Source organism: Streptomyces sp. NPDC042002, assembly GCF_055588305.1.
This window is the reverse complement of the sequence record NZ_JBVJCT010000029.1, coordinates 43,292-62,641: the sequence shown is the minus strand read 5'-3', so window position 1 is coordinate 62,641 and position 19,350 is coordinate 43,292. Positions and strand designations below refer to the sequence as shown.

16 protein-coding genes are annotated in these 19,350 nt (G+C 72.7%); 5 read left to right on the top strand and 11 right to left on the bottom strand.

What is annotated here, in order from left to right; translation table 11 throughout:
• Positions 1-108 precede the first annotated feature (108 nt).
• Entirely contained in the window at positions 109-1,353 is a 1,245-nt protein-coding gene (locus ACZ6KY_RS31220; RefSeq protein WP_469313613.1) for a cytochrome P450, read from the bottom strand.
• A 340-nt stretch (positions 1,354-1,693) separates the two neighbouring features.
• On the opposite strand from ACZ6KY_RS31220, the gene ACZ6KY_RS31215 reads away from it, so the two are divergent.
• Positions 1,694-2,863 carry a steroid 3-ketoacyl-CoA thiolase gene (locus tag ACZ6KY_RS31215; protein WP_469313612.1) on the top strand — a complete coding sequence of 390 codons (1,170 nt, stop codon included), beginning with the start codon at positions 1,694-1,696 and terminating at the stop codon, positions 2,861-2,863.
• 74 nt (positions 2,864-2,937) lie between these two features.
• Here the strand turns inward: ACZ6KY_RS31215 and ACZ6KY_RS31210 are convergent, their stop codons facing one another.
• The 7 genes from ACZ6KY_RS31210 to ACZ6KY_RS31180 form a co-directional block, all read right to left on the bottom strand.
• Entirely contained in the window at positions 2,938-3,624 is a 687-nt protein-coding gene (locus tag ACZ6KY_RS31210; protein ID WP_469313611.1) for a YoaK family protein, read from the bottom strand.
• A 170-nt stretch (positions 3,625-3,794) separates the two neighbouring features.
• On the bottom strand, positions 3,795-4,214 hold the full coding sequence (locus tag ACZ6KY_RS31205) for an aggregation-promoting factor C-terminal-like domain-containing protein (protein ID WP_469313610.1): 420 nt from the start codon (positions 4,212-4,214) through the stop codon (positions 3,795-3,797).
• Between the two features lie 378 nt (positions 4,215-4,592).
• On the bottom strand, positions 4,593-5,456 hold the full coding sequence (locus ACZ6KY_RS31200) for an ECF transporter S component (RefSeq protein ID WP_469313609.1): 864 nt from the start codon (positions 5,454-5,456) through the stop codon (positions 4,593-4,595).
• Positions 5,453-7,222, bottom strand: coding sequence for an ABC transporter ATP-binding protein (locus ACZ6KY_RS31195; protein ID WP_469313608.1), 1,770 nt, complete (start codon positions 7,220-7,222; stop codon positions 5,453-5,455). The genes ACZ6KY_RS31200 and ACZ6KY_RS31195 overlap by 4 nt, the downstream gene beginning before the upstream one ends.
• On the bottom strand, positions 7,219-8,403 hold the full coding sequence (locus ACZ6KY_RS31190) for an energy-coupling factor transporter transmembrane component T (protein WP_469313607.1): 1,185 nt from the start codon (positions 8,401-8,403) through the stop codon (positions 7,219-7,221). Before ACZ6KY_RS31190 ends, ACZ6KY_RS31195 begins: the two co-directional genes overlap by 4 nt.
• A 193-nt stretch (positions 8,404-8,596) precedes the next feature.
• Entirely contained in the window at positions 8,597-9,253 is a 657-nt protein-coding gene (locus ACZ6KY_RS31185; protein ID WP_469313606.1) for an SCO2322 family protein, read from the bottom strand.
• Positions 9,250-10,494, bottom strand: a complete 1,245-nt coding sequence (locus ACZ6KY_RS31180) for a prenyltransferase/squalene oxidase repeat-containing protein (RefSeq protein ID WP_469313605.1) — start codon at positions 10,492-10,494, stop codon at positions 9,250-9,252. Before ACZ6KY_RS31180 ends, ACZ6KY_RS31185 begins: the two co-directional genes overlap by 4 nt.
• 350 nt (positions 10,495-10,844) lie before the next feature.
• Between ACZ6KY_RS31180 and ACZ6KY_RS31175 the strand changes: the two genes are divergently transcribed.
• Positions 10,845-11,507 carry a phosphotransferase gene (locus ACZ6KY_RS31175; protein ID WP_469313604.1) on the top strand — a complete coding sequence of 221 codons (663 nt, stop codon included), beginning with the start codon at positions 10,845-10,847 and terminating at the stop codon, positions 11,505-11,507.
• Between the two features lie 112 nt (positions 11,508-11,619).
• On the opposite strand, the gene ACZ6KY_RS31170 is transcribed toward ACZ6KY_RS31175, so the two are convergent.
• Entirely contained in the window at positions 11,620-12,729 is a 1,110-nt protein-coding gene (locus tag ACZ6KY_RS31170; protein ID WP_469313603.1) for a PP2C family protein-serine/threonine phosphatase, read from the bottom strand.
• A 160-nt stretch (positions 12,730-12,889) separates the two neighbouring features.
• Here ACZ6KY_RS31170 and ACZ6KY_RS31165 point away from each other — a divergent pair, with 160 nt between their 5' ends.
• The gene (locus tag ACZ6KY_RS31165; RefSeq protein ID WP_469313602.1) at positions 12,890-14,986 is read left to right on the top strand and encodes an ATP-binding protein; all 2,097 of its coding nucleotides are present in this window, start codon (positions 12,890-12,892) and stop codon (positions 14,984-14,986) included.
• Positions 14,987-15,373: 387 nt separating this feature from the next.
• Here the strand turns inward: ACZ6KY_RS31165 and ACZ6KY_RS31160 are convergent, their stop codons facing one another.
• On the bottom strand, positions 15,374-16,453 hold the full coding sequence (locus ACZ6KY_RS31160; RefSeq protein ID WP_469313601.1) for an MBL fold metallo-hydrolase: 1,080 nt from the start codon (positions 16,451-16,453) through the stop codon (positions 15,374-15,376).
• A 215-nt stretch (positions 16,454-16,668) separates the two neighbouring features.
• On the opposite strand from ACZ6KY_RS31160, the gene ACZ6KY_RS31155 reads away from it, so the two are divergent.
• Both ACZ6KY_RS31155 and ACZ6KY_RS31150 read left to right on the top strand, forming a co-directional pair.
• Positions 16,669-18,126 (top strand): aldehyde dehydrogenase, encoded by a 1,458-nt coding sequence (locus ACZ6KY_RS31155; RefSeq protein WP_469313600.1) that lies wholly within the window; start codon positions 16,669-16,671, stop codon positions 18,124-18,126.
• Positions 18,127-18,128: 2 nt separating this feature from the next.
• Entirely contained in the window at positions 18,129-18,362 is a 234-nt protein-coding gene (locus tag ACZ6KY_RS31150; RefSeq protein WP_469313599.1) for a ferredoxin, read from the top strand.
• Positions 18,363-18,437: 75 nt separating this feature from the next.
• On the opposite strand, the gene ACZ6KY_RS31145 is transcribed toward ACZ6KY_RS31150, so the two are convergent.
• On the bottom strand, positions 18,438-19,139 hold the full coding sequence (locus ACZ6KY_RS31145) for a TetR family transcriptional regulator (RefSeq protein ID WP_469313598.1): 702 nt from the start codon (positions 19,137-19,139) through the stop codon (positions 18,438-18,440).
• Between the last annotated feature and the right edge of the window lie 211 nt (positions 19,140-19,350).

Here is a 19,350-nt window from a genome sequence, read left to right as displayed (position 1 = left end):
GTGGCCGCGGGTCTCGGGGAGGCAGGGGCGGGCGCGGGGGAAAGCCCCTGCCTCCCCCGGGACGGGCCGGCGGTGCCGGGAGGTCGCCGGCCCGAGTGCGGGCGCCCGTTACACGTGACTGACCTGGAGTTCCTTGACGCCGTTCAGCCAGGCGGAGCGGAGGCGGCGCGGGTCGCCGACGAGCCGCAGGTTCGGCATCGCGTCGGCGATGGCGTTGAAGATCAGGTCGATCTCCAGGGTGGCCAGGGACTTGCCGAGGCAGAAGTGCGGACCTCCGCCGCCGAAGCCGAGGTGCGGGTTGGGGTCACGGGCGATGTCGAACACCTCGGGGCTCTCGAACACCTCGGGGTCGTTGTTGGCGGAGGAGTAGAAGATGCCGACGCGGTCGCCCTTCCTGATCCGCTGTCCGCCCAGTTCGGTGTCCTGGGTCGCGGTGCGCTGGAAGGCGACGACGGGGGTCGCCCAGCGGACGATCTCCTCGGCGGTGGTCTTCGGCCGCTCCCGCTTGTAGAGGTCCCACTGGCCGGGGTGGGTGAGCAGGGCGTGCATCCCGTGCGTGATGGCGTTGCGGGTCGTCTCGTTGCCGGCGACCGCCAACAGCAGGACGAAGAAGCCGAATTCGTCGGAGGCGAGGTTCCCCTCGTCCTCGGCCGCCACCAGCGTGCTGACGATGTCCTTCGCCGGGCACTGCTTGCGGTCGGCGGCCATGTTCATCGCGTACGAGATGAGTTCGGTGGCCGACTCGGCGCCGATCTCCTCGGTGATCGCGTACTCCGGATCGTCGTACGCCACCATCTTGTTGGACCAGTCGAAGATCTTGACGCGGTCCTCCTGCGGGACGCCGATGAGCTCGGCTATGGCCTGGAGCGGCAGTTCGCAGGCGACCTGGGTGACGAAGTCGAAGGCGCCGTCGGGGCCGGCCTGCGCGAGCGCGTTCGCGACGATCGAACCGGCCCGGGAGCGCAGCGCGTCCTCCAGGGAGCGGATGGCGCGCGGGGTGAAGCCGCGCTGCACGATCTGGCGGACCCGGGTGTGCTCGGGCGGGTCCATGTTGAGCATGATGAGCCGCTGGACCTCGATCTGCTCGCGCTGGATGTGCTCGTTGAAGCGGATGACGGCCGTGTTGAGGAACGAGGAGAACAGTTCGGGGTGCGTCGAGACGTACTTGACGTCCGCGTGCCGGGTGACGGCCCAGTAGCCGTCGTCCCCGAAGCCCGCGACACCGTGCTGTTGCGGGATCCAGTGGACCGGTTCGGCCCGGCGCAGCTCGGCGAACTCCGGGAGGGGCACGCGGTGGTGCAGTACGTCGGGGTCGGTGAAATCGAACCCGTCGGGCAGCGCTGGACAGGGCATCGGCAACTCCAGGTCTCGCGCCTACGGTGGTGCCTGCGGTGGTGACGGCCGTCCCCGCGAATGCTTCTGACGGTCCATCAGGAACATGGAATCGCCGTGAAGGTAGTAACGGGTTCTACAAGAGGCAAGAGGTGCGGGCCCCCCAATCGCGTGCGGGATTCGTACAGATCACGACTTCGGGAGCTGCAGGACCCTTGCGGCGCGGGGGGTTCGCTCAGCAAACTGCACGCAGAACTGGTACGCGTTCTAGTTCTGCGCGGTGGGTGGGCCGGGACGCCCCGCGCTGCGCGGGTCAGCTGGGCCTGGCCGCCGGGCAGGCCTGAGGAGAGGACGAGCCCCCATGGCCGCGGAACCCGTGATCGTCGAAGCCGTACGGACCCCCATCGGCAAGCGCGCCGGCGCGCTCGCCAATCTGCATCCCGCCTATCTCCTGGGCGAGACCTACCGTGAACTCCTCGGCCGCACCGGCATCCCCGCCGACTGCGTCGAGCAGATCGTCGGCGGCACGGTGACCCATGCCGGCGAGCAGTCGATGAACCCCGCGCGCACGGCCTGGCTGACCATGGGACTGCCCTACGAGACGGCGGCGACGACGGTCGACTGCCAGTGCGGCTCCTCGCAGCAGGCCTCGCACATGACCGCCAACATGATCGCGGCGGGTGTCATCGACGTCGGGATCAGCTGCGGTGTCGAGGCGATGTCGCGGGTGCCGCTCGGCTCGGGGTCCAAGCACGGCCCGGGCAAGCCGTTCCCCGACGAGTGGAACGTCGATCTGCCGAACCAGTTCGAGGCGGCCGAGCGGATCGCGCGCCACCGTGGACTGACGCGCGAGAACGTCGACTCCCTCGGCCTCATCTCGCAGGAACGGGCCGCCACCGCCTGGTCCGAGGAGCGGTTCAAGCGCGAGACGTTCGCCGTGCAGGTGCCCACCACCGAGGACGAGCAGCGGGCCGGGCAGGGCATGTGGCGGCTCGTCGACCGGGACGAGGGGCTGCGCGACACGTCCATGGAGGCGCTGGCGAAGCTGAAGCCCGTGATGCCGACGGCCGTTCACACGGCCGGCAACTCCTCCCAGATCTCCGACGGCGCGTCCGCCATCCTGTGGGCGTCCAAGCGGATGGCGCGGGCGCTGAAGCTGCGGCCCCGGGCGCGGATCGTGGCCCAGGCGCTGGTGGGCTCCGATCCGCACTTCCACCTGGACGGCCCGATCGACGCCACCCGGGCCGTGCTCGGCAAGGCCGGGATGTCCCTGAAGGACATCGACCTCGTCGAGATCAACGAGGCTTTCGCGTCGGTGGTGTTGAGCTGGGCGCAGGTCTTCGGACAGGACCTGGAGAAGGTGAACGTGAACGGCGGCGGGATCGCGCTCGGGCATCCCGTGGGGGCCACGGGGGCCCGGCTCATCACCACGGCGCTGCACGAACTGGAGCGCGCGGACAAGGAGTTCGCGTTGATCACGATGTGCGCGGGCGGGGGGCTGGCGACCGGGACGATCATCCAGCGGCTTTAGGTGGCGTTCGGCGGCCGTGCGACGGGTGCCGGCGGGGTGGGTCCGGTTGCGGCGGGTGCCTCCGGGGGGACGCTTCACTCCCGGCCGGAGGCCGTCGCCGCCAGGACCGCCGGCACGATCGCCGCGATCAGCAGCGGGAAGCCCAGGCCGTGGTGCAGGACCAGCCACGCGCCGAGCAGGGCGCCCGCCAGCATCGCGAACACGGAGCCGACGCGGCGCGGGGAGTTGTGGCCCGCGCCGCCGCCGAGGCGGGAGTCGGCGGCCAGGCCCGTGAGGGTCATCGTCAGGACGGTGGTCGTGAGGTCGGCGACGCCGAGCTTGCGTACCGTCGCGTTGCGCAGACCCATCGCGAAGGCCGTGACGGCGATCAGGGTGTACGCCGTGGCGGTGGCGTCCGGGGCGGCGAAGGCGACCGCCGCGCAGGCGCCTGTCAGGACCGCCTCGGCGGCGAACGTGCCGCGGGCCCAGGTGCGGCGCGAGCCGTTGCCGAACCGCACGGCGATCCGTCCGCCGGCCACCGCGCCCACCAGGAAGCAACACAGCGAGGTGAGCGTGTGCGGTACGGAGAAGCCGGGTGCTCCAGCCGCCGCGAAGCCGAGCACCACTACGTTGCCGGTCATGTTCGCCGTGAAGACGTGGCCCAGGCCCAGGTAGCTCACCGCGTCGATGAGTCCGCTGACCACGGTCAGCGACAGCAGCGCGGGTGTCAGCCGCAGGCCTCGTGACTCAGGGTCGTACGGCGTCTCCGTCTGCGTGGTCATGGAGGCCAGTCCACCACGGGAACCCTCGCGCTCGCGGCGTTGGTGACATTCGGCCCCTCCGGCGTTCGCGGAGCCCCTCCGGAGGGGACGGACGAGTCCGGGTACGACGAAGGCGGCAGCCCCGGGAACGGGGTGCCGCCTCGCGCGTGCTGTGAGGCTCCGGGGCTGGATCAGTACCAGCCGTTGGCCTGCCAGAAGTTCCACGCGCCGGCCGGGCTGCCGTAGCGGGAGTTCATGTAGTCCAGACCCCACTTGATCTGCGTCTTGGGGTTGGTCTTCCAGTCGGAACCGGCGGAGGCCATCTTGGAACCGGGCAGAGCCTGGACCAGGCCGTACGCGCCGGACGAGGAGTTCGTGGCGCTGATGTTCCAGCCGCTCTCGTGCTCGACGATCTTGCTGAAGGCGTTGAACTGCGAGGCGTCCGGAATCATCGCGTGGGCGATCGACTTCGCGGAGGAGGCGGCGGTCGGCGTGGCGGCCTGGGCGGGCGCCGCGACCAGGACCATACCGGCGGTGGCAGCGGCCACGGCGGTACCGGCGAGGGCCTTCTTCGGGGAGGAGACGATGCGGCGGATGACAGAGACGGACACAGAGAACCTGTTTCTTAGGGGACATGGAGTCGCTCGTACGCCGTGACCACGTGGTGTGTGGAAGGGGCGGCGTACGTCGGCGCCGCGGCCCGTGTGGGCTCGTGGCGCCTGGCGACTGCTCCAGACAAACAGGATCGGAGGCCGTTCGCAATGACCCCTTTTACTAGTCCTGGTCGCATCCGAGGTTAAAGTCCGTCATGTGACGTGGCTCTCAAACCCCAGGTCAGAGGGCATGATGACGCGTCCATGCCATGGCATTCGCCCTACGAAACCGCTTCGTATGTGACGTGGGTCCTGTGGGCCGCTTCACCCCGCACCTGACGGACCGTACGGGAGCGGCCACGGAGTGCCGCCGGGCGGTGTGACCGGCACCGCGGCTCACCTGGGGTCGAACGTGACGGGGCTCTCGAAAGCGGCCCGGCGCGTGGCCCGGCGCAGTGCCTTGAGGAGGGTCGCGCCGACCGTCAGGGTCAGGGCGACGGTGACGACGGCCCGGCCCAGGTCCCAGCCGAGGGAGGTGGCCAGGCAGTACGCGAGGAAGCGGGCGAGGTTGGCGGGGACGGCGGCGTGCGGGTCGAAGGCGATGTTCGAGGCCAGCGCGTCCATGAAGGGCCAGCCCGCCAGGTTCATGACGGTGCCGTACGCGAAGGCGGCGAGGAAGCCGTATCCGGCGAGCATCAGCAGCTCTCCGCGGCCGCGCAGCCGGTCCGGGCCCGGCAGCAGCCCGGCGCCCATCGTGAACCAGCCCATGGCCAGCATCTGGAAGGGCATCCAGGGCCCCACCCCGCCGGTGAGCAGCGCCGACGCGAACATGGTCACGGACCCGAGCACGTACCCGAAGCCGGGCCCGAGCACCCGCCCACTCAGCACCATCAGGAAGAACATCGGCTCGATGCCCGCGGTCCCGGCCCCGATCGGGCGCAGCGCGGCGCCGGTCGCGGCCAGTACGCCCAGCATGGCGACCGCCTTCGGGCCGAGCCCCGACTCGGAGATCGTCGCCGCGACCACGGCGACCAGCAGGACGAGAAGCCCAGCGAACAGCCATGGAGCGTCCTGGGCGTGCGCGCTGACCTGCGAGCCCGGCCCCGCGAAGAGCGGCCAGCCGAATCCGGCGGCCCCGGTGGCACTGACCAGGGCCAGCGCGGCGACGGAACGCGGGCCGAGGCGGACGGCCCTGGCCTGGCGCTGCGGTTGCGGTTGCGGTTGCGAGGGACGGTGGACCGACGCGTCGGCGGCGCTCATGCGAGGGCCCTTCTGACCTGGGCGACGGTGAGCCACGGCTCGGGGGCCAGGATCTTGGCGACCTGCGGGGCGAACGACGGGGACGCGACGACCACCTCGGCGGTGGGTCCGTCGGCGACGACCTCACCGTCCGCGAGGATCACCACACGGTGGGCGAGCTCGGCGGCGAGTTCCACGTCGTGGGTGGCCAGCACGATGGCGTGCCCCTCGGCGGCCAGCCCCCGCAGCACGGCGACCAGCCGGGCCTTCGCCGCGTAGTCGAGACCGCGGGTCGGCTCGTCGAGGAGCAGCAGCGGGGGGCGGGCCGTCAGGACGACGGCCAGCGCCAGCGCCAGCCGCTGGCCCTCCGACAGGTCACGGGGGTGCGTGTCGTCCGCGATGTCCGGCAGCAGCTCGGACACCAGCGCCCGGCAGGTCCCGGAGGCGGCCCCGGCATCCTCGTCCGCCGCCGCGCACTCGGCGGCCACCGTGTCCGCGTACAGCAGATCCCGGGGCTCCTGCGGTACGAGTCCCACACGGCGTACGAGCTCACGCGGGGCCGTGCGATGCGGTACGGCCCCGCCCACCCGCACGGATCCGGCGGTCGGCTCGACCAGTCCGACCAGCGCGCCGAGCAGCGTCGACTTCCCGGCGCCGTTGCGGCCCATCAGCGCGATGGTCTCGCCGGGTCCTGCGGTGAGGTCGACCCTGCGGAGCGCCTCGACCCGCCCGCGCCGGACGGCCAGCGACTTGACGACGGCCACCTCCGAGAGGGGCGGGGGAGAAGCCGTGCCGGCGCCGCGTCTGCGGAGGAGGAGCCGGTGGCGAGTGAAGAGGGAGGTGGGGCGTGGCGCTATCGGGGGGAGGGGCGCGGTGGGTGTGAGGGGTGTGGCGGGTTCCGTCGGTCCGGTGGATTCGGTCCGTTCCGAAGGGGCGGCCCGGGCGGTGGCCGGGGTGGGTTGCGGGGACGTTGTCGAGAGGCGCTCGCGCAGGGTTCCCGCTCGGCGTCGTGCGTCGCGCACGGTCAGGGGGAGCGGGGACCAGCCGGCCAGGCGGCCCAGTTCCACCACCGGGGGGCAGACCGGGGAGACGGCCATGATCTCCGACGGGGTGCCGAGCGTCAGGGGCGCTCCCGGCGCGGGGAGGAGGGCGAGCCGGTCGGCGTACTGGACGACGCGTTCCAGGCGGTGCTCGGCCATCAGGACCGTCGTGCCCAGGTCGTGGACCAGGCGCTGCAGGACGGCGAGGACCTCCTCGGCGGCGCCGGGGTCCAGGGCCGAGGTGGGTTCGTCGAGGACCAGGACCCGGGGGTGCGGGGTGAGTACCGAGCCGATCGCGACCCGCTGCTGCTGGCCGCCGGACAGGGTGGCGATCGGACGGTCGCGGAGGTCGGCCAGGGAGAGGAGGTCGAGGGTCTCCTCCACGCGGCGGCGCATCACCGCCGGTGCCAGACCCAACGACTCCATGCCGTACGCGAGTTCGTCCTCCACGGTGTCCGTCACGAAGTGGGACAGCGGGTCCTGGCCGACCGTGCCGACCACGTCCGCGAGTTCACGCGGCTTGTGCGTACGGGTGTCCCGCCCCGCGACGGTGACCCGGCCGCGCAGGGTTCCGCCGGTGAAGTGCGGGACCAGTCCGCTCACCGCGCCCAGCACCGTCGACTTGCCGACCCCGGACGGGCCGACCAGCAGCACCAGTTCGCCCTCCGGGACCTCGAAGTCCACGCCCCGGACGGCGGGTTCGGCCGCCCCGGCGTACGTCACGGAGACATCCTCGAAACGGATCACGGTGACTCCTCGGGGGCCGGGGTTCGCTGGGGGGCCGGGGCCAGGAAGGCGGGGAGCAGGCCGAGCATGACCGCCGCTGTCGGCCAGAGAGGGAGAGCTGGGGTCACCAGGGGGATGACGCCGGGGCTCAGCGCGGCGGGGTCGTAGGACGCGGCGACGATCATCAGGGCCGCGACCGCCACACCCGACCCGGCGACCAGCCAGGCCCGGACACCCCAGGTGTCCGGCCGGTACCGCGTCCGCGGTGAACGGCGGCCGCCCAGCCACAGGCCGCCGAGCGCCGCGCCGAGCCCGGCCAGCAGGACCGGCAGGCCGTAGGTGTCGCCCGCCGCGGTCAACAGCCCGTAGGTGCCCGCGCAGACGCCGAGCAGGCCGCCCAGGGTGAGGGCTCCGGTGGTCCGGCGGACGGCGGGCGGGACCTGTGCCGTGCGCCCGTACCCGCGTGCGTCCATCGCCGCCGCCAGCGCGACCGAACGCTCCAACGCGCCCTCCAGGACCGGGAGTCCGACGTGCAGCAGGCCGCGCAGCCCCCGGTCGGGGCGGCCACGGAGCCGGCGCGCGGCGCGCAGTCGCTGGACGTCGGCGATCAGATGCGGGGCGAAGGTGAGCGCGACGACCACCGCGACGCCCGCCTCGTACAGCGCTCCCGGAAGTGACTTGAGCAGCCGTGCCGGGTTCGCGAGGGCGTTCGCCGCGCCGACGCAGACGAGCAGCGCGGCCAGCTTCAGTCCGTCGTACAGCGCGAAGAGCAGGCCCTCGGCGGTGACCCGGCCGCCGATGCGGATCCCCTGTGCCCAGTGCGGGAGGGGGATTTCGGGAAGCGTGACGAGCACGTGGGACCCGGGGACGGGGGAGCCGAGGAGGACCGCGAAGGCCAGCCGGATGACGAGGACGGCCGCGGCCAGCTTCACGAACGCGGTGTAGGAGCGGGCCCAGGGGGCGTCGGTGCGATGGGTGGCCACCACGAAGCCCGCCACGCCGATCAGGAGCGCGAGGAGGAGGGGGTTCGTGGTGCGGGAGGCCGCCGTGCCGAGCCCCAGGGCCCAGATCCACCAGGCGCCGGGGTGCAGGGCGTTCGCACGGGTCGCCCCCGGTGTGCGGGAGAGAGGGAGGGCGCGGGCGCTGGAGCCGGGCGCCCGCCCGGTCGGGCCGGCATCCGGCGCCGGGCGCTGAGGTCCCACCGTCCTGGGTTCCCGGTCCTGTTCGGACGGCTGAGGTCCCACCGTCCTGGTTTCCCGGTCCTGTTCGGACGGCTGGGGTCCCATCGTCCTGGGTTCCGGGTCCCGTTCGGACAGGGGAGGCTCCCACCGCGGCGCGGGGCGACGGCCCGCGGCGGTGGGGCGTTCGGGATCGCCCTTGGTCATGATCGGTGCCTCAGCCCTTGCGCCGGCGGCCCTGCCAGACGGCCGCCGCACCCAGCGCGGCCACCGCCGCCGCTCCCGCCAGCAGGCCCACCGAGGGGCCGTGGTGGGCCGGTTCGGAGGCGTGCGTGCGGGCGGGCGCGGTCGGTCCGCCGGCCGCGACCGGGTCGCCGCAGCCCGTTCGCGGATAGCCCGAGATCGCGCACAGCAGGGCGTTGGTGTCGTAGCGCAGGGGCTTGGCGACCGCGGCCAGGGCCTCCGCCGTGCTCGCGTCGGGGGCGACACGGGCGCAGGCGGTACGCGGGGACGGCGGCCGCTCGCCGGACGGCGCGTCGGCGGCCGTACCCGGGTCGATGACCAGGGCCACCCGCTTCTTGCCCCGCTGGGCAGGCGTCTTGGCGCATATCGTGGCGAACTCCCGCCCCCCGCGCGGCTGTACGGCGTGCCGGGAGTCCTCGCTCACCGCGAAGCGGAAGCCCTGGACATCGCCGTCGGACGGCCGCGCGGTCGACGGACCCTGGGTGGCGTACGTCCACTTCCCGCCGGTCAGGTCCCAGAAGGACCAGTAGCGGTAGCCGACGGCCCGGGCCTGCCCCGCGCCGCCGAGGACGAGGAGCAGGAGAGCCAGCGCGAGCGCCAGGGCGGGCGCGGTCGTCCGACGGCCGGTCACAGCTGACGCTTCTTGTTGCGGCCGCTGATCAGGAAGCCGATGCCGATGCCCGCGACCAGGCCGACGCCGACGATCCACCAGACGCCGAGCCCGTTGCCGTCGTCCTTCTTCTCGTCCTTCTTCTTCTCGCTCGGGGTGGCCGAGGCACCCGCCGCGCTCGGCGCGGGGCCCGTCGCGCCCAGCAGCGCGACCAGGTCCTTGCCGCCGAAGTCGCGCGGGTCGGTGCCGGTGGCGTGCGCGGCGAAGATCAGCTGCGCGTACGCGGCGGGGCCCGACTTGGCCGCCCAGGCCGCGGAGTTCTTCTCCAGCCAGGCGAGCGGCTTCTGCGCGAGTTTCGTCGCACCGTCCGCCGAGAGGGCCACCACCGCGTCCGCGGTGTTGCCGTAGTCGGGCTGGTCCGCGGCACCGGGGAGCGCGGACTTCAGGTACGAGGTCTTCGCCAGGGCCGTGGCGAGATAGTCGGCGCCGTTCCCCGCCGCGTCCTGGGGGCCGGGAGTGGCAGCGGTCGCGCACTGCGTGCGGCTGTACGGCAGCCCGCCGGCCTCGGCCGCGAAGCCCTCGCCCAGGCTGCCGACCACGCCCGCCGCGGTCGCGTCCGCGTTCGCCGCCAGCTCGCCCTTCTTGTCGGGCTGGTAGGCGAAGGCGCCGCCGCCCTCTCCCTTGCACGGCATCGACAGCTTCAGCAGGGCGTCGTACGGGGACTTGCCGTCCTTGGAGACGTTCTGGGGCTTCTTGTCGACCGCCGTCAGCGCGCCGATCACGACGGACGTCGAGTTGGCGTCGCTGGCTCCGCCGGCCATGTAGCCCCAGCCGCCGTCCTTGTTCTGCGCGGACTTCAGCCAGGTCACGGCCCTGCCGGTGGCATCGTCCTGCCCGGGGAGCGCCGCGAGGGCCTGGACGGCGGCGGCCGTGCTGTTGGTGTCGACCTGCGTCTTGGCGTCGCACGCGGCGGTCGCGTCGGGGCGGTACGCGGCGAAGGCGCCGTTCGCGCACTGCTGACCGGTCAGCCAGTCCACGGCCTTGACGGCGGGGGTCACGCCGACGGTGTGCTGGGCGAGCAGCGCGAGCGACTGCCGCCAGACGCCGTCGTAGGTCGGGTCGGTGGAGCCGAACAGGCCCGAGGGGAGCGCCGCCGAGGGCGACGGCGAGGGGGACGAGTCGGCGGCGAAAGCGGCCGGTGCGGCGACCGCCCCGATGACGGCGGTGGCGGCCAGTACCGCTGCGGTGCGGCGAACAAACATGACTCTCCCTGCGGGGAGCCGGGCAGCACCGGGCACGCTGAGGATTCCGGGCGGCTCCGGCTCCGTATCCCTCGACGGTGCCGGCCGTCGGCGGGCTGCCGAGGGCACGAGCCGGTCACGTCCCGGGCGAGGCGATCCGGCTCACCACCGAAGTGGCTCACGGTTGCGGGTCAGCGCCGGATTTGCACCGGCTTCTCCTCGTACGGGCGTGATGACGACGCGCTCACTCTACCGGCCGCCCGGAATTCCCCGAGTGCCGCCTGTGGAGCGGGTGCGGGAAGGGCGAGCGGGTGTCGTTCGGATCACCGCGGAGCCGGGGCGAGCCGAACGAAATCCGCTAGGTTCGGGCCATGCGAACGGGGAGACTGCTCGGCTCGGGGCGTTCGGCGGACGTCTACGAGATCGACGAGGCGTGGGTGCTGCGGCGGGACCGCGCGGGCTGGGGCGACGCGACGGCCGAGGCGGCGGTGATGCAGCACCTGCGCTCGCACGGCTATCCGGTGCCGGGTGTACGGGCGGCGACCCGCGGCGATCTGGTCATGGAGCGGCTGTCCGGACCGACCATGCTGGAGGCCTTCGGCCAGGGCCTGCTCTCCGCCCAGGAGGCGGGTCTCACCCTGGCCCGGCTGCTGCGCAAGCTGCACGCCGTGCCCGCCCGGCTCTCCGCCGACCCCGCGGTCCGCGTCCTGCACCTGGATCTGCACCCCGACAACGTGATGCTCACCCCGGACGGACCGAAGGTCATCGACTGGTCCAACGCCGAGGAGGGGCTGCCCGACCTCGACTGGGCCATGTCCGCCGTGATCCTCGCCCAGGTCGCCGTCGGCGGCGAGGCGATCGGGGACGTGGCCGAGGAGACGCTGGACGCGCTGCTCGACGGGAACGAGGACCGGGTGACCGAGGAGGGGCTCATGGAGGCGGGACGGCGCCGGGCGGCCAACCCGACGATGAGCGCGCACGAGGTCGAACTCCTGGGTGACGCGGACGAGTTGATCCGGGCGCTGCTGAGCTGAGCGGCTGAACGGCGGCCGGACGACGCGGCTCACGGCACGCGCGCGGGGAAGCGTGCGCGCGGCGGAACCCGTGGTCCGAGCCGTCGTCACCGGCGGCCGATTCGACCGGTCGTCACAGAACGCGCGCGGGGACCGCGGCCTCCACCGGCTGGCACAGGACCAGCGCGAGATCGTCCGCGAGTGGCGCGCCGGTGTGCCGGAGCAGGCTGGCGTGCAAGGCGTTCAGGGCGTCCTCGGGGAGGGGTTCGCGCAGCGCGAGGGCGGCCTCGCCGAGCAGCGGGAACGGGATGCCGTCCGGGTCGCGGCCCTCGGTCAGTCCGTCCGTGTACAGGAGCAGGCGGTCACCGGGCTGGAGCCGCACGCGGTACTGCCGGGGATCGGGTCGCAGCCCCAACGGCGGTGTGGGGAACTCGGGTTCGAGGAACTCGACGCTCCGGCCGGAGCGCAGCGGCGCGGGGTGACCGCAGTTGACCAGCCGCACCTCGCCGGGCGCGAACTCGGCGAGCAGGGCGGTGACGAAGTCCTCCGGTCCCAGCTCCGGTCCGAGGCGGGTGTCGAGCCCGTCGGCGAGGGCCGGCAGATCGGGCGCGGTGTAGGCGAGTTCACGGAAACCGGTGATCGTCTCGGCGGTCAGCCTGAGGGCGTCGAGGCCGTGCCCGCGTACGTCGCCCACCAGGACCCGTAGCCCGTACGGGGTCACCGCGACGTCGTACAGATCGCCGCCGACCGTCGACTCGGTGCCGGAGCAGTGGTAGCGGGTGCACACCTGAGTGCCGCCCAGCATGCGGGAGATGGGCCGCAGGATCGCCGCCTGGGTGACCCGGGCGACCTCGCGGGCCCGCGCCAACGCCTCCGTCAGACGCTCACGCCGGCCGGCCGTGTACACCGTGATCGCGCAGCCGAGCAGCAGCCCGCCGAAGTGGACGCCGAAGTCGAGGCCGGTCGCGTCACCGTCGGCGAGGCCCGTCGCGAGGCCCAGCGCCGCCGACCAGCAGCAGACCAGCAGGGTCCGGCGCACCCCGAACCGCGCGCACGCCAGCAGCGGCCCGATCAGCAGCAGGGTGACCAGGGGTGGCACGCGGTCGTCCAGCAGATGGGGCAGGGCCGCCGCCAGACAGACGGCCGGCGGCACGAGCACCGGCCACGGGAACCCGGCTCCGACCTGGCCGTCGCCTCCGTCGTCGGCGGACATCCGCTCGCCCCGCTGCTCCCTTTCACGCATCACCCGACAATCGCCGAAAACCGCGCTCGTCGCCCACGCCGACGGAGAGTTGATCACATCTCGCCGGAAGGTGCCCGGAAATGACCTTGCGCTGTGGGTCTTTTGTCCGAGTCCGGGGAGCGGGGCATCGCACGTGTGCGATCCGGTCACACTGGTGCGCGTGCCCGACAACACGACCGGTGGACGGCCCGGCAGAGCGTCCGGTGGACGGCCCGGCAACCTGCCCGTACCGACGCGGAGTTTCATCGGACGGCTCGAGGAGCTCGGCCGGCTGGAGCGCGAACTGGATCCGGGTACCGGGATCGACCGGCTGGTGAGCCTGGTCGGCGTCGGCGGAGTCGGCAAGACCCGGCTCGCCCTCCAGGCCACCGGCCGGATCGAAGGCGCGTACCCCGACGGGGTCTGGCTGGTGGAGCTCTCCCCGCTGCACACCGCCGGACTGGTGGGCCTCGCCGCCGTGGAGGCGCTGCGGCTCTCCGACCGGTCGACACGGCCGGTCACCGAAGTGGTCGCCGAATGGGCCCGGGGCAAAAGGCTGCTGCTGGTCCTCGACTCCTGCGAGCACGTCCTCGCGGACTGCGTGGCCTTCGTCGAGACGCTGCTGCCCCTGCTGCCGGGCCTGCGCGTCCTCCTCACCAGCCGCGAACCGCTCGGCCTGCCGGGCGAACGCGTCCTGCGCCTCGACCCGATGCCGGTCACCGGCGACGCGGTGGCCCTGTTCGCCGACCGCGCCGCCGACAGCGGATTCCCCCTCGCCGCCACCGACCGTCCCGCCGCGGAGGCCGTGTGCCGTCGCCTCGACGGCATCCCGCTCGCCATCGAGCTCGCCGCCGTCCGGCTCGGCGAACTCACCCTGGAGCAGTTGAGCGGCCTGCTCGGCGAGCGGCTGCCGTCCCGGCTCGACCTGCTCGCCGCGCGCGAGGACGAAGGACCGCCCCGGCACCAGACCCTGCGCACGGCCATCGGCTGGAGCCACGAACTGTGCGCACCGCTGGAACGACTGCTGTGGGCCCGGCTCTCGGTGTTCGCGGGCGGCTTCCGCGCGAGCGCCGCCGAAGACGTCTGCGCGGGCGGTCCGCTGCCCGCCGGCCGGATCCCCGGCCTCCTCGACCGGCTCGTCGAGCAGTCCATCGTGAGCCGCCACCACGCCGACCCCGACCGCTACCGACTCCTCGACACCGTAAGGGAGTTCGGCGCCGACTGGCTGCGCGCGCTGGGTGAGGAACACACCCTGCGGCTGCGTCACCGCGACCACTACCGGCGGCTGGCCCGCGAGGGCTGCGCCGAGTGGAACACCGGACGCCAGGCGGCCTGGTGCGAGCGCACCCTCACCGAACACGCCAATCTCCGCGCGGCCATGGACTGCGCGCTCACCGAACCCGACGGACGGGTCGCCCTCGCCATGGCTGCCGACATCGGTTTCCTGTGGCGGCACTGCGGCCATCTGCGCGACGCCCGGCACTGTCTCGACCAGGCACTGGCGAACGGCGCGCCGCCCGGACCCGACCGCATCCGCGCGGTGTGGACACGCGGTGCGGTCGCGCTGCTCCAGGGCGATCTGGAGACCGCGGCCAACTGGGCGGTGCGCTGCGCCGACGCGGCGAGGGAACAGGGCGACCCGGTGGCGGTGGTGGCCGCCAAGTACATCCGGGGCGGCCAACTCGCGCTGAGCGGACGCCTGTCCGAGGCGATCCAGGTGCTGACCGGCGCACCCCGGCTGCCGGTCAGGCGGGACTGGTTCGGGGCGGCGCAACTCCAGGTCCGGCTGGCGCTGGCCCTCGCGTATCTGCTGAGCGGGGACAACGAGCGGGCGCGTGCGGTGGCCGAGGAGGTGCGCGCGGAGAGCGTGGCGTGCGGGGAGTCGTGGGCGCGCGCCTTCGCCGACGGCGTGGTGGCCCAGACCGATCTGCTCCGCGGGGACGTCGGTGCGGCCGTCCGCAACGCCCGCACCGCGCTGGCCGGGCACGGGCTGCTGCACAACACCGTGGGCGCCGCGATGGCCCTCGACGTGCTCGCGGCGGGAGTCGTCGCCGCGGGCGACGGCCACCGGGCGGCCCGCCTTCTCGGCATCGGCGAGCGCGTGTGGGAACTCACCGGGCGCGCCCAGATGGACTCTCCCGACCTGATGGCCACCCGACGCTCGCACGAACTCCGCGTCCGCGGCGAGATCGGCGACCCGGCCTACGAGAAGGCGTACGAGGAGGGGCGCACGATGCCGTACGAGGAGGGGCTGGACTACGCGGTCCACGGCTGGTGAGCTGCGTCCGCCCCTCACTCCGGGACCTGCGGCGCGACCGGCGCACCTTCCCTCGCGGTCGGCGACCAGGGACTGGGAGACCGACGACTGTGCGACCGGAGGCTCGTGACGTGCGACCAGAAGAGCCCGTCACTCGCGACCGCGACTCGTGACGCGCGATCCGGCGACCGGTGACTTCTGCGGGAGGCGCGGACCGGACCGGCGATCCGCGACTCGGCGACGCGCGGACGGTGTCCCGCGCCCGGCGGCCACCAGGGACCGGCGCTCGGCGACCGCCAGGGACCGGCGCTCGGCGGTCACCAGGGACCCGAGCCCTGCGACCGCCAGTGCCCCGCGCCCGGCGACTGCCACTGACTCCCGACCCGCGCCCCGTCGGGCGCGACGGCGTCACGCCGTCACGTACGTCACCGGATCGGTGCCCGTCACCGCCTCCGCTCGTCCCAGTTTCACCAGTCGGCGTACATGGGCCTCGGCCTCGGAGACCGCGATGTTCCGTGATCCGTAGGGGATGTCGGCCCAGGGGCGGTTCCACTCCATGCGCTCGGCGAGCTGCCAGGGCGTGAGCGGGACGGAGAGCAGGGTGAGCAGGCCGGTGAGCCGTTCCTCGTGGTGCGCGAGCAACTCCGCGACGCGGGACGGGGCATCGGTGAACACGTGCTGGTGGGCCGGGAGAACCTCGGCGGGGTCGAGACGGCCGACGCGCTCCAGGGAGTCGAGGTAGTCGCCGAGCGGATCGGCGATCTCCCCGAGGCTCTCGATCCCGTTCGGGTAGGGAGGGTGCCCGAGGGCGCCCGGGTCCTCGTAGAGGCCGATGTGCGGGGTGATCCTCGGCAGCAGGTGGTCGCCGGAGAACAGACGTCCGTTGCCGGGCAGTTGAGCCGGGTGGGCCTCCTCCAGGTGGAGGCAGACGTGCCCGGGTGTGTGGCCGGGGGTCCAGACGGCGCGCAGTCGGCGGCCTGGCAGGGCGACGAACTCGCCGGGGACGATCTCGCGGTCGGGCAGCGCGGGGGAGAAGCCGGGCAGGGTGCTGGGGCGGCGTACGGACGTCTGCGCCTCGCGCAGGGGGGCGACGTGGTCCTCCGGGGCGCCGGAGGCGGCCAGCTTGGCGGCCATGTAGGCGAACCAGAGCTCGGGCCGGCTCTCCCGGGTGCGCCGGACGATCGCCGTGTCGGCGGCGTGCATCGCGATCCAGGCGCCGGACGCCTCGCGGACCCGGCCCGACAGACCGTGGTGATCGGGATGGTGGTGGGTGATGACCACGCCGTGGATCTCCGCGACGGAGGTTCCGCAGCCGGTGATCCCCTCGACGAGGGTGTCCCAGGAGGCGGGGTCGTCCCAGCCCGTGTCGATGAGCACGGGCCCGGCGTCGGTGTCGACCAGATACACCAGCGTATGGCCGAGCGGGTTGTCCGGGATGGGGACTCTGATCGACCGTACGCCCCCGCCGTGATCGGTCACCTGCGTCATGCGCTTCCACCCATCGCCGAGTTCTCGCCACTATAACTAGAACGAGTTCCAATGGGAGCCCAAGTCGACCGTATGCGGCCCGAGTCGATTGCCGGGTCCGCGCGGAGGGCCGCGTCCCGGCCGTGGACTCATCTCACCGGAACTGGTATTCAGTTCTCGTATCTGATGAAGCGTCAGAAGTGCTGGCAGTGAGCGTCCCTGGGAGGCAGTCGGCCATGACCGAGCTCGTGGAACACGGACAGCTGTTCATCGGCGGGGAGTTGACCGACCCCCTGGGCAAGGACGTCATCGAGGTGATCTCGCCGCACACCGAGGAGGTCATCGGCCGGGTGCCGCACGCCTCGGCGGCGGACGTCGACCGGGCCGTCGCCGCCGCGCGCCGGGCGTTCGACGAGGGCCCCTGGCCGCGCATGGGTCTCGACGAGCGGATCGCGGTCGTGACGCGGATCAAGGACGCCATCGCCGTACGCCACGAGGAGATCGCCCGCGTCATCTCCTCCGAGAACGGCTCCCCCTACTCCTGGAGCGTCCTCGCTCAGGCCCTCGGCGCGATGATGGTGTGGGACGCGGCGATCACCGTCGCGCGCGGCTACACGTACGAGGAGACGCGCGACGGAGTCCTCGGCAAGCTCCTCGTCCGCCGTGAGCCGGTGGGCGTGGTGGCGGCCGTGGTGCCGTGGAACGTCCCGCAGTTCGTGGCGGCGGCCAAGCTCGCGCCCGCGCTGCTGACCGGCTGCACCGCCGTACTGAAGCCGTCGCCCGAATCGCCCCTGGACGCCTATCTGCTGGGCGAGATCGCGAAGGAGGCCGGGCTGCCCGAAGGGGTCCTGTCGATCCTTCCGGCGGACCGCGAGGTCAGCGAGTACCTGGTGGGACACCCCGGCATCGACAAGGTCTCCTTCACCGGCTCGGTCGCGGCGGGCAAGCGGGTGATGGAGGTGGCCGCACGCCATCTCACTCGCGTGACACTGGAGTTGGGCGGCAAGTCGGCTGCCGTGGTGCTGCCCGACGCGGACCTCGGCACCTCGGTCCCCGGGATCGTCTCGGCGGCCTGGATGAACAACGGCCAGGCCTGCGTCGCCCAGACCCGCATCCTCGTACCGCGCTCGCGCTACGACGAGTTCGCGGACGCCTTCGCCGCGGCGGCGAACGCGCTGGTCGTCGGCGATCCGCTCGACCCGGCCACCCAGGTCGGCCCGCTGGTCGCCGAGCGCCAGCGGCGGCGCAACCTCGACTACATCCGCATCGGCCAGGAGGAGGGCGCCAAGATCCTGGCAGGCGGCGGGCGTCCGCAGGGGCTCGACCGGGGCTGGTACGTCGAGCCGACCCTCTTCGGCGACGTCGACAACTCGATGCGCATCGCCCGGGAGGAGATCTTCGGCCCGGTGATCTGCCTGCTCCCCTACGGCGACGAGACCGAGGCCGTGAAGATCGCCAACGACTCCGACTACGGGCTGAGCGGCAGCGTCTGGACGGCGGACGTCGCCCACGGCATCGACATCGCCCGCCGGGTCCGTACCGGCACCTACTCGGTCAACACCTTCAGCCTCGACATGCTGGGCCCCTTCGGCGGCTACAAGAACTCGGGCCTGGGGCGGGAGTTCGGGCCCGAGGGATACGGCGAGTTCCTGGAGCACAAGATGATCCACCTGCCGGCCGGCTGGGAGGCCTGAGGATGGGCGACCGCTGGCGGGTCGAGGTCGACCGTTCCGTCTGCATCGGCTCCGCCCAGTGCGTCCACCACGCCCCGGACGCCTTCCGTCTGGACGCAGGCATGCAGTCCCACCCGGTCGAGTCGGAGACCGACGCCAACGAGAAGATCCTCGAAGCGGCCGAGGGCTGCCCGGTCGAGGCCGTCATGATCTCCCTGCCGGGCAGCGGCGAGCCGGTGTTCCCGCCGGAGGAATAGGCCCGGTCCCGGGCCGGGGCGGGGCCGGTCGTCCAGAGGCTCCCGGTCGTCCCGGCTGTCCCGGTGGTACGGGGCCTACTGGCCCCTCGGGTCGGTCAGGTCGATCAGGCGGCAGACCGTCTCGATGTCTATCTTGACCTGCGCGATGGACGCGCGGCCGGAGAGCCAGGTGATCAGGGCCGAGTGCCAGGTGTGCTCGATGACCCGTACGGCGGAGAGCTGGGCCGGCGTCGGGTCGTCCAGGCCCATCGCGTCCAGGATGATCACCGTGGTCTGCCGCGAGACCTGGTCGACCTCGGGGCTGACACTGCGGTCCGCGAAGGTGAGCGCGCGGACCATCGCGTCGGCGAGGTGCGGCTCGCGCTGGAGAGCACGGAACGCCCGCATCAGGGTCTCCGCCACCCGCTCCGCTGCCGTGTCCCCGCCCGGCGGCTTCTTGCGCAGCGTGCCGTGCATGTGCTCCAGCTGGTCCTGCATCGTGGCGACCAGCAGATGCACCTTCGAGGGGAAGTAGCGGTACAGCGTGCCGAGAGCCACCTGCGAGGACTCCGCGACCTCGCGCATCTGCACGGCGTCGAAGCCGCCCCGGCTGGCCAGCTGCGCGCTCGCGTGCAGGATCCGGCGACGGCGCGCCTCCTGCCGCTCGGTGAGCGGGGGAGAGGCGGGACGCGAGATGGGGTGCGGCCGGGAGGGCGCGCTGCCGGAAGGCGCGGCGGGCGTGCTGGCCCCCGGCGCCGGTCGCGCGTTCTTCGAGTCCGCCTTGGCTTCCGCAGGCATGGGTCCGTTCCGTGACATCAGCGAGAGGGAGCGACGAGTCGGCATGGCAGGGTGGGGCACCACCGAGCGGGCCAGCCGACCCCGCCGCGCCGTCGTGGCGTGAATCACCTGATCCACCGCTCACACTGGCGCTACCTGCCGGTAGATTCAATGCTCCTTGAACGATCAAGTCTGAAACTTGTTCTAGATTAGCGTCCCGGCGTAATCTCGC

Coding starts and splice junctions, on each gene's coding strand:
- ACZ6KY_RS31170 (WP_469313603.1), bottom strand. CDS start 12,729: ATGCGTGAAAGGGAGCAGCGGGGCGAGCGGATGTCCGCCGACGACGGA.
- ACZ6KY_RS31155 (WP_469313600.1), top strand. CDS start 16,669: ATGACCGAGCTCGTGGAACACGGACAGCTGTTCATCGGCGGGGAGTTG.
- ACZ6KY_RS31220 (WP_469313613.1), bottom strand. CDS start 1,353: ATGCCCTGTCCAGCGCTGCCCGACGGGTTCGATTTCACCGACCCCGAC.
- ACZ6KY_RS31145 (WP_469313598.1), bottom strand. CDS start 19,139: ATGCCTGCGGAAGCCAAGGCGGACTCGAAGAACGCGCGACCGGCGCCG.
- ACZ6KY_RS31210 (WP_469313611.1), bottom strand. CDS start 3,624: ATGACCACGCAGACGGAGACGCCGTACGACCCTGAGTCACGAGGCCTG.
- ACZ6KY_RS31180 (WP_469313605.1), bottom strand. CDS start 10,494: ATGTTTGTTCGCCGCACCGCAGCGGTACTGGCCGCCACCGCCGTCATC.
- ACZ6KY_RS31200 (WP_469313609.1), bottom strand. CDS start 5,456: ATGAGCGCCGCCGACGCGTCGGTCCACCGTCCCTCGCAACCGCAACCG.
- ACZ6KY_RS31150 (WP_469313599.1), top strand. CDS start 18,129: ATGGGCGACCGCTGGCGGGTCGAGGTCGACCGTTCCGTCTGCATCGGC.
- ACZ6KY_RS31160 (WP_469313601.1), bottom strand. CDS start 16,453: ATGACGCAGGTGACCGATCACGGCGGGGGCGTACGGTCGATCAGAGTC.
- ACZ6KY_RS31175 (WP_469313604.1), top strand. CDS start 10,845: ATGCGAACGGGGAGACTGCTCGGCTCGGGGCGTTCGGCGGACGTCTAC.
- ACZ6KY_RS31215 (WP_469313612.1), top strand. CDS start 1,694: ATGGCCGCGGAACCCGTGATCGTCGAAGCCGTACGGACCCCCATCGGC.